This window comes from Brachyspira sp. (genome assembly GCF_050873525.1).
Taxonomy (GTDB): Bacteria; Spirochaetota; Brachyspiria; order Brachyspirales; family Brachyspiraceae; genus Brachyspira.
This window is the reverse complement of sequence record NZ_JBNMIZ010000108.1, coordinates 1-8,565: the sequence shown is the minus strand read 5'-3', so window position 1 is coordinate 8,565 and position 8,565 is coordinate 1. Positions and strand designations below refer to the sequence as shown.

At 29.0% G+C, this 8,565-nt stretch carries 7 protein-coding genes; all 7 read left to right on the top strand.

Going from position 1 to position 8,565, the window contains the following annotated elements; genetic code table 11:
- Positions 1-69 precede the first annotated feature (69 nt).
- The 7 genes from ACR0QS_RS08190 (at position 70) to ACR0QS_RS08160 (ending at position 8,417) form a co-directional block, all read left to right on the top strand.
- Complete coding sequence (locus tag ACR0QS_RS08190) at positions 70-1,185, top strand: MGDG synthase family glycosyltransferase (RefSeq protein ID WP_432632954.1); 1,116 nt, start codon at positions 70-72, stop codon at positions 1,183-1,185.
- A 213-nt stretch (positions 1,186-1,398) separates the two neighbouring features.
- Entirely contained in the window at positions 1,399-2,625 is a 1,227-nt protein-coding gene (locus ACR0QS_RS08185) for a glycosyltransferase family 9 protein (RefSeq protein WP_432632953.1), read from the top strand.
- 75 nt (positions 2,626-2,700) lie between these two features.
- The gene (locus ACR0QS_RS08180) at positions 2,701-3,570 is read left to right on the top strand and encodes a DNA adenine methylase (protein WP_432632952.1); all 870 of its coding nucleotides are present in this window, start codon (positions 2,701-2,703) and stop codon (positions 3,568-3,570) included.
- Positions 3,563-4,339 (top strand): type II restriction enzyme, encoded by a 777-nt coding sequence (locus ACR0QS_RS08175; protein ID WP_432632951.1) that lies wholly within the window; start codon positions 3,563-3,565, stop codon positions 4,337-4,339. The genes ACR0QS_RS08180 and ACR0QS_RS08175 overlap by 8 nt, the downstream gene beginning before the upstream one ends.
- 91 nt (positions 4,340-4,430) lie before the next feature.
- The gene (locus ACR0QS_RS08170) at positions 4,431-5,726 is read left to right on the top strand and encodes an ABC transporter permease (protein ID WP_432632955.1); all 1,296 of its coding nucleotides are present in this window, start codon (positions 4,431-4,433) and stop codon (positions 5,724-5,726) included.
- Positions 5,719-6,402, top strand: coding sequence for an ABC transporter ATP-binding protein (locus tag ACR0QS_RS08165; RefSeq protein ID WP_432632950.1), 684 nt, complete (start codon positions 5,719-5,721; stop codon positions 6,400-6,402). The genes ACR0QS_RS08170 and ACR0QS_RS08165 overlap by 8 nt, the downstream gene beginning before the upstream one ends.
- Positions 6,403-6,476: 74 nt before the next feature.
- Positions 6,477-8,417 (top strand): ABC transporter ATP-binding protein, encoded by a 1,941-nt coding sequence (locus ACR0QS_RS08160; RefSeq protein WP_432632949.1) that lies wholly within the window; start codon positions 6,477-6,479, stop codon positions 8,415-8,417.
- The last annotated feature ends 148 nt before the right edge of the window (positions 8,418-8,565 follow it).

The following is an 8,565-nucleotide window of genomic DNA, read 5'->3' as shown; positions in this document are numbered from 1 at the left end:
GTTTACAATAGAATTGACAAAAGATTTTCATTTAAGTATAATATAACAAATTTTATTTAAGGTTTTTATATGAAAAAGATATTAATTATATCTTCGGAATACACGGGGCATGGACATAAAAGTGTTCATACGGCTTTGATGCAGTCGTTTGAAAAATTATATAAAGAAAAAATCGAGTGCAAAGTTATAAACGGTTTCACTTTGGGCGGAGCGGAATTTATCGCTGCGGAAAGACTTTACAATACTTGCGTAAAATATTTTCCTAATTTATGGAATAAGATTTTTAGATTTTCGTTTAAGAATAAAGATTTTCTAAATAAAAATAATTCTTTCAGCATAAAGAGAAGATTTTTGAAAATCATTAAAGAATATAAACCCGATTTGATTATAAATGTTCATCCTTTATTTAGCGGAAGTTTGCTTAATATAATAGAAAAGAAAAAATTGAATATAAAATTTTTTATAATAATCACAGATTTAATTACCATAACGAGAATTTGGTTCGACAATAGAGCGGATAAAATTATAAGTCCTTCAAAAGAGGCTACAGAATATATGATAAAAAACGGAATCGATAAAGAAAAAATAATGACTTTCGGATTGCCCGTGCGCGAAGGATTTAAATCTCCTATTGATTCAAGAGAAGAAATAAGAGAGAAAACTAATATAAACGGAAAATTAAAAATTATTATTCTTAACAACTCGGAAAAAAATAAAAGACTTATTTATATAATAAAAAAATTGTATGAAAGATTTAATTGCGAAGTCACTTTGGTTTGCGGAAGAAATAAAAACACTTTCGATAAAGTTACAAAATTTTTTTCTTCAAAAAGCTACGCTCCGACAATAATAGGCTATACTCAAGAATTGCCGAGATTATTTTCAGAAAACGATATATTGATAACGAGAGCGGGACCGACTGCTATAATAGAAGCGATTAATTGCATAATTCCCGTTATTTCAATGGGAGCTTTGCCAGGGCAGGAAGAGGAAAATCCTATTTATCTTCAGCAAAACGGTTTGGGCTATAGCGCCACCTCTACGGACGATATTTTTGATAAAATAGATTTGCTTTTGGAAAATAACGGAGAAAATTTGATTAAAATCAGAGAAAATCAATTCGATTATTACGGCAGAGATGTTAGAGAGAAGATAGTTCATTACATAGCGGAAAGTATTTTATAAACTATTGACAAAAATTTTTTAATGTTGTATAATTCAATCATTATGATGTTAAACTTCTTTTTTAATAATTCGGTGACAGTCAACAGTCAACAGTCAACATAATTTTAAATTTTTTAAAATTAATACAAATAATAGAACTATATTTTATAATCTATTTATCTCATTGCAGATATTTGCAACTTCATTATATGCGTTGTCTATAGTAGGTAAAACATGAAAAATATTTTTAAATTCATCTACAATAGACAAGATAAGGGCATATATAGAATAAGAACTATTTTTGGTATTAGAATTATTACTAAACCGAAAGAATTGCAATATAAACTATATAGAAAAATAGAAATTATAAAGAATAAAAACTATATAGAAAAGAAATATAAATTGGCAATATTTTTAAGATTTGGAATTGGCGATTATATTTTGTTTAGAAAATTTTTGCCATATATTAAAGAATATTACAAAGATTATAATATTACTTTAATCGGCAATTATGCTCATAAAGATATTGTAGAAAATTTTGATATGGATTATATAGACGAATATATGCCGTATCAAGAATATAATATCTGTCCTGAAAATCTTAAATATGTTTTTCAAAATGTAGAATACGATATATTAATTTCTCATTTTTATGGACGAACTTGGGATATTGATAATATAATATCGCATATAAATGCAAAAGAAAAAATTTCTTCTTACGGTTCGCTATGGTGTAATGTAAAATATAATAGGGCAAGAGGTTTTACTCTTTATAATAAATTAATTTTTAATCATATAGACGAAGACGATAAAACGCATGAAACGATAATAAATACAGATTTTTTTGAGCAATTATTGAATACTAAAATAAATTTAAAAGATATGAATGTGGAACTTGACAAAGATTTTTTTGAAAAGATAGATTTTAATTTTAATGATAAATATTGCATTATATTTCCATTTTCTAACGGTAAAGAAAGAATTTATAAAACCGAATGTTTTGCAAAAATATGCGATTATTTATATTCTAAATATGGATTAATATCGTATATAGTCGGTTCTAAAAACGATAATGAAATTGCAAATAAAATAATAGAATATTCTAATTCAAACTCAATAAAAAATATCTGCGGAAAATATAAATTGAACGAAGTATTTTATATTTTTAATAAAGCGAAATTAATTATAACTATCGATTCAGCGGGTTATCATATAGGAATTGCCGTTAATGATAATATTGTATGTATATCGAGCGGAATGTCCTACAGTCGCTATTTGAATTATCCAAAAGAATTTGTAAAGAATAAAAATATTAATATAGTTTTACCGAAAGAATTGGAAGAAGATATAAAAAATAATACCGCAAAAATTGATTATGAATATTATCCTTTATACGATTTGCAATCAATAGAACCAAACGATATATGCAAATTAATCGATAGCAAATATAATCTTTATTAAGATATACGAATTTGTTTTTTCTTAATTATATGTTAATATTCAAGTAATTATTGTTTTGATTCGGAAAATTAAATAATGATAAACTTAAAAGAATTTAATTTTAATGCTAACGCTAAACCTTTTGTAAAATGGGCAGGCGGAAAAAACGGATTGATAAATTATTTGATGCCGTTTATTCCAAAAAAATTTAATTCTTATTTTGAGCCTTTTGTCGGCGGCGGTGCTTTATTTTTTTATCTTAAAAATCATAAAATATTAAATTCTAAAAAAATATATCTTAACGATAAAAATTTAGAATTAATCAACGCTTATAAACAAATAAAAATTAATCCTAACGAACTTTTGGAAGAATTGGAAATTTTGAAGAAAAATCATAATAAAGAATATTTTTATAAAATTCGTAATCTCGATAGGAATTTAGATTTTTACTCTTTAAGCGTAGTTTTTCGAGCGGCAAGATTTATTTATCTTAATAAAACCTGCTTTAACGGACTTTGCCGATATAATGCGAAAGGAGAATTTAATACTCCAATGGGAAGTTATAAAAATCCTAAAATATACGATAAAGAATTAATTTTTTCGGTTCACAAGACATTAAAAAATGTTTCGATAACAAATAAAGATTTTGAAATCGTTTCATTAAAAACTAAAAAAGAAGATTTTATATATTTTGACCCGCCTTATTTTCCGCTTAATAAAACTTCAAGTTTTGTTAATTATATTGATAATTTTTCGGCAAACGAACAAATAAGACTTTACGAATTATTTAAAATGCTTGATTATGAGGGAGTAAAAGTTTTGCAAAGCAATTCTAATACCGATTTTATAAAAGAATTATATAAAGATTTTGAAATAATAGAAGTAGGTTCAAAAAGAGCGATAAATTGCAAAGGCGATAAAAGGGGAAAAATAACGGAACTTATTATAAAGGGAAATTATGAGTAAGAATAACAAAAGCTGGGAAAAAATCTATAACGATTTAGAAATAAAAAAACATGATTTTAATAAATCTCCATTTATTATAAATGCAAATCAAATAAAAAATTGCGTAAGAGATTTTGATAAAACCTCCGAAAAAGAAGTTCGAGTATTATGCAAACAAGATAGCAGAGAAGAAAGACCAGATATTTTTATAGAAAATAATCTTTTTATTTTGCCTACAAAAAACGGAGAATATATTATTTGCAAGGGAGACGGTTATATAGATATTCCAGAAATTAATACGCAGGCTATAGAATATACAAGCAAAATAGATTTTGAGATAAAAAGCGCAAAAATTGGAAATTCCGAAATGCAACATTTAGATTTTGCTTATGCTTCGTCTCTTATTCGTAGTTTTTTACAAGACGATAGTTTGGTATTAAGTATTCGCGGTAGAAAATATACTCCGCAATTTAATTTTAATACTGATTTATATAAAAATATTAATGTCGTATCTGTGCAAACCGAAGTTGATGCGGGTTTTGAAGGACGGCATAGAATTGTATTGGTTGAAGCAAAAAATTCTAATACAAAAAATATAATAATTCGTCAACTTTACTATCCTATGCAACAATGGAGCATTCATACTCAAAAAGAAGTTATAACATTGTTTTTTGAAAAGCGAGGACAAGAATTTTTAATATGGGAATTTGGATTTAACGATATTTTAAATTATAACAGCATTTTTCTTAAAAATAGCGCTAAATTTAAAATAAAAAGCAAAAATTCTTAATATTTCTTGTATAAAATAATTTGCATAGTAATTTATATTTATATATAATATTAAAACCAAAAATTAAGGAGTTAATTTGAGATTAGAATTAATGCTCGGTATAAGATACCTAAAAGCTAAAAAGAAATTTTCATTCGTTTCGATTATTACGGTAATATGTATATTGGGAATTTTAGTCGGCGATATGGTAATGATAACCGTCCTATCGGTAATGAACGGTTTTCAGGATGATATAAGAGATAAAATACTCGGAATGAGAGCGCATATAAATATCAGCGCTTATAGCGACCAGCCGCTTACCGATTATAATTATGTAATAGAAAATATAAAAGACAATAAAGAAATAACGAGTTTATATCCTTATATAGTTTTGCCATGCATAATGCGAACTTACAGTTTTACCACTTTAATAACCGTTCGTTCTTTTGAAGATGATATATTTTCAACGGATAAAGATTTTATTAAATATTTCAATTTTATAGAAGGAAATAATAAATCTATGGCAAGCAACGAGGCGCTTATAGGTTCGGAAATGGCTTTCGATTATGCGCTTTCGGTTGGAGATACGATTGATATTGTTTCGGCTTCGGGAAGTTTTGAAAAAGGTTTCCGTCCTCAAAAAAATACTTTCACAATAAAAGGAATATATAAAACGGGTTATTACGAATACGACAGCAGAATGGTAATCGTTCCTTTGAAAACGGGACAGTCTATGGTTGGATACGATAACGCCGTCACGGGAATAGCGGTTAAAGTGAGAAATTTTTTCAATGCGGATAAAGTTGCAAAAGATTTGGATATAACTTTAAAAGAATTTTATAATGTCATGCCTTGGATGTTATTTGACAGGAATTTTTTTCAGGCGCTTCAAACCGAAAAATTAATGCTCGGTTTAATACTTTCTTTTATTATATTGATAGCGGCTTTAAATATCGCTTCGAGCCAAATAATTTTCGTAAAAGATAAAAGAAGGGATATAGCGATAATTAAAACTTTGGGATTAAAACCTTCAAATGTGGCGCAAGTTTTCTTTTTGGAAGGAGCGATTATAGGAGCGATTGGAACTATATTCGGAGTTATTTTTGGAATACTTCTTGCAAATTATGTCAATGAAACTTTGGAAGCGATTAGATATATTTCGCAATTTATAGTAAATATTATATGGTTTATTCCTTCGCATATAACTTCTTCAATAACCGTTCCGATAGTTCCAGATTTTTTCCCTTCCGACATTTATTATGTGAGCGGCGGACTTCCTTCAATAATACATGTTAATCAAGTTATTATGGTAGCTTCGATTTCGTTTTTGCTTTCCGTTATTTTCGCAATTATTCCTGCGTATATAGCGAGCAAATATAAGCCAGCGGAGGTTTTAAGATATGAATAATGAAGTTCTGATAAATATAGAAAATCTTAAAAAAACTTATATCGGTCCGCCAAAAGTGGAAGTTCTTAAATCTTTGAATTTGAAAGTATATAAAAACGAAATACTTGCGATAACGGGAGAATCTGGAAGCGGTAAAACGACTCTTTTAAATTTGATTGGCGGAATTGACAATATAACGGACGGAAACATAAATATTGACGGAAATAATATTCATAAAATGAACGAAGGACAGCTTGCCCATTTTAGAAATAGTTCACTCGGCTATGTTTTTCAATTTCATAATTTGCTCGGAGAATTTAGCGCCGTAGAAAATGTAATGATTCCTTCTTTAATGCTTAAATATAATAAAAAACTTGCAAGAGAAAAAGCGGAAAATCTGCTTGAAATCGTTGGGCTTAAAGACAGAATTGAACATAGAATAGGGGAGCTTTCGGGCGGAGAAGCGCAGAGAGTCGCAATCGCAAGGGCTTTAATAAATAATCCGAAATTGATTTTAGCGGACGAGCCTACGGGAAATTTGGATAAAAAAAACGCCGAAATAGTGAGAGAACTTTTATGGAATATGACTAAAAAAACGGAAGCGTCTTTGATAATAGTCACTCATTCAAATTCTATCGCAAATATGGCGGATAGAAAATTGAAACTCGAATACGGAGAAAATCTATCCGAATATTGAAATATTTGATATAAAGATATAAAATTAATTATGTAAATTATTTAAATAAGTTAATAAATTAGGATATAATTGTAATGATAAAAAAAATAAAAGAATTTTTCAAAAAAGAAAATAAACCTTTCGATTACGGAGCGGTAACCGAAGAACATTTGAAAAAATATTATAGTAAAGTAGAACCGCATCCTTATAAAAGAATATTATCTTATGCGATGAGGCATAAAAAATTATTTATTCCTTCTTTTACGATAAGCATATTTTACACGGTTATAAATATACTTCCGCCTTTTTTCGGGCAGATGGCTATCGCAATTACGGGCGGAAAGAGAGTCGATATATTGGATAAAATTCCTTTCGTTAATGAACTTTCAAATATAAGCACAAAACAAATAGCCGAGCATTTTTTGTCGGCGGATTCTTTGGTTAATCCCGTTATAATAGCTCAATTTGCTTTTATCATATTTATAGGATTTTTCTATGTTATTTTTAGAGTGTCTTTTGATTATATAAAAACTTTTCTTTTTTCTTTTACTTCGCAGGAAATAGGGAAGGATGTCCGCACCGACATGTTAAAAGGTTTAATGAATACCGACATTGCATATTATAAACAGGAAAAGGAAGGAGATATAATAAGCAAGATTTTAAATGAATCTGCGACTATAGAAAATTTTATATCTGGAACTTTGCCTAATCTTATAACCGTTCCTCTAACTTTAATATTGACTTTATGCGCGTTATTGATTTTGAATGTTAAACTTACACTGGCATGTTTTATCGCAGCTCCTTTAATAGCTTTGGGAATAGATTTTGTATCGAAACTTATAAAAACAAGAGTAACGGCGCAACAGAATTTATTAGGAAATATAACTTCCGTAGTGCAGGAAGATATAAGAGGAATAGAAGTTATAAAAATATTTTCCAAAGAAGAAGAGGAAGTCGACAGATATAAAAACGCTTATGCCGATTATATTAAATTGGTTAGAAAAATGTCTTTATTACAGGCTTTAAATAGACCGATGACGGAACTCGTAATGATAGTTGCGATGCTTACGATATTGGCTTACGGCGGATATTTAATTTTTATCGGAGAAATGCCTTTTGAATTTTTATGGGGATTTTTACTTTATATGTTAAATATTTCGTCTCCCGTTAGAGATTTATCGGGAATATTTATTAATTTGCAAATGACAAAAGGAATAGCCCGAAGAGTTTTTCAAATAATGGATTTGCCAGCGGAAAATGTTGACGATAAAACCAAAAAAGAAATGAAACCTATTGAAAGCTCGATAACTTTTGAAAATGTGCATTTTGAATATCCTAAAAGAAGCGACAGCCAGCCTTTTCATTTGGGTCCAGTTAATGTGAGCGTGAAAAAAGGAGATGTCGTGGCTTTCGTTGGAAATTCGGGCGGAGGAAAAACTACGCTTATAAGTTTAATTCCAAAATTATTTTCCCCAACGGAAGGAGTTATAAGATTTGACGGAATTAATATTGAAGAATTGAATACGAGAAGTTTAAGAAATCAAATCGGAGTAGTTTCGCAGGAAAATATATTATTTTACGGAACTGTCAGAGAAAATATTTTATATGCAAATAGAGAAGCGAACGATGAAGATTTAATCAGAGCGGCGCAAATAGCTCATGCGGACGAGTTTATAGTCAAACTTCCAAACGGCTACGATACGCATATAGGTCCGAGAGGAATAATGCTTTCGGGAGGACAGAGACAGAGAATAGCTTTGGCGCGAGCGGTTTTGAAAAAGCCTTCGATACTTATACTTGACGAGGCAACAAGCGCTTTGGATACGGAAAGCGAAATGTATGTTCAAAGAGCGTTAAACGAAATCATCAATTTGCAGACGACTTTCGTTATAGCCCATAGATTATCGACAATAAAAACGGCGACTTATATTTGCGTTGTCGAAAACGGAAAAATTATCGAATCTGGAACGCATGAAGAATTAATGAAAAAAGGCGGAAAGTATCAGTATTTATATTCTTTACAGTTTAGGGAATGATTTTTTAATAATACGAAATATAATACACATTATTTAGTTAACATATTGCACATTATCGGAATATGCAACCTCTATAATCTATAATAAAAGCATTATAATATACAAAAAATAAAATGTCAACAGCTAAATATAAATACCATTTGCATTC

Coding starts and splice junctions, on each gene's coding strand:
- ACR0QS_RS08180 (WP_432632952.1), top strand. CDS start 2,701: ATGATAAACTTAAAAGAATTTAATTTTAATGCTAACGCTAAACCTTTT.
- ACR0QS_RS08190 (WP_432632954.1), top strand. CDS start 70: ATGAAAAAGATATTAATTATATCTTCGGAATACACGGGGCATGGACAT.
- ACR0QS_RS08170 (WP_432632955.1), top strand. CDS start 4,431: ATGCTCGGTATAAGATACCTAAAAGCTAAAAAGAAATTTTCATTCGTT.
- ACR0QS_RS08165 (WP_432632950.1), top strand. CDS start 5,719: ATGAATAATGAAGTTCTGATAAATATAGAAAATCTTAAAAAAACTTAT.
- ACR0QS_RS08160 (WP_432632949.1), top strand. CDS start 6,477: ATGATAAAAAAAATAAAAGAATTTTTCAAAAAAGAAAATAAACCTTTC.
- ACR0QS_RS08185 (WP_432632953.1), top strand. CDS start 1,399: ATGAAAAATATTTTTAAATTCATCTACAATAGACAAGATAAGGGCATA.
- ACR0QS_RS08175 (WP_432632951.1), top strand. CDS start 3,563: ATGAGTAAGAATAACAAAAGCTGGGAAAAAATCTATAACGATTTAGAA.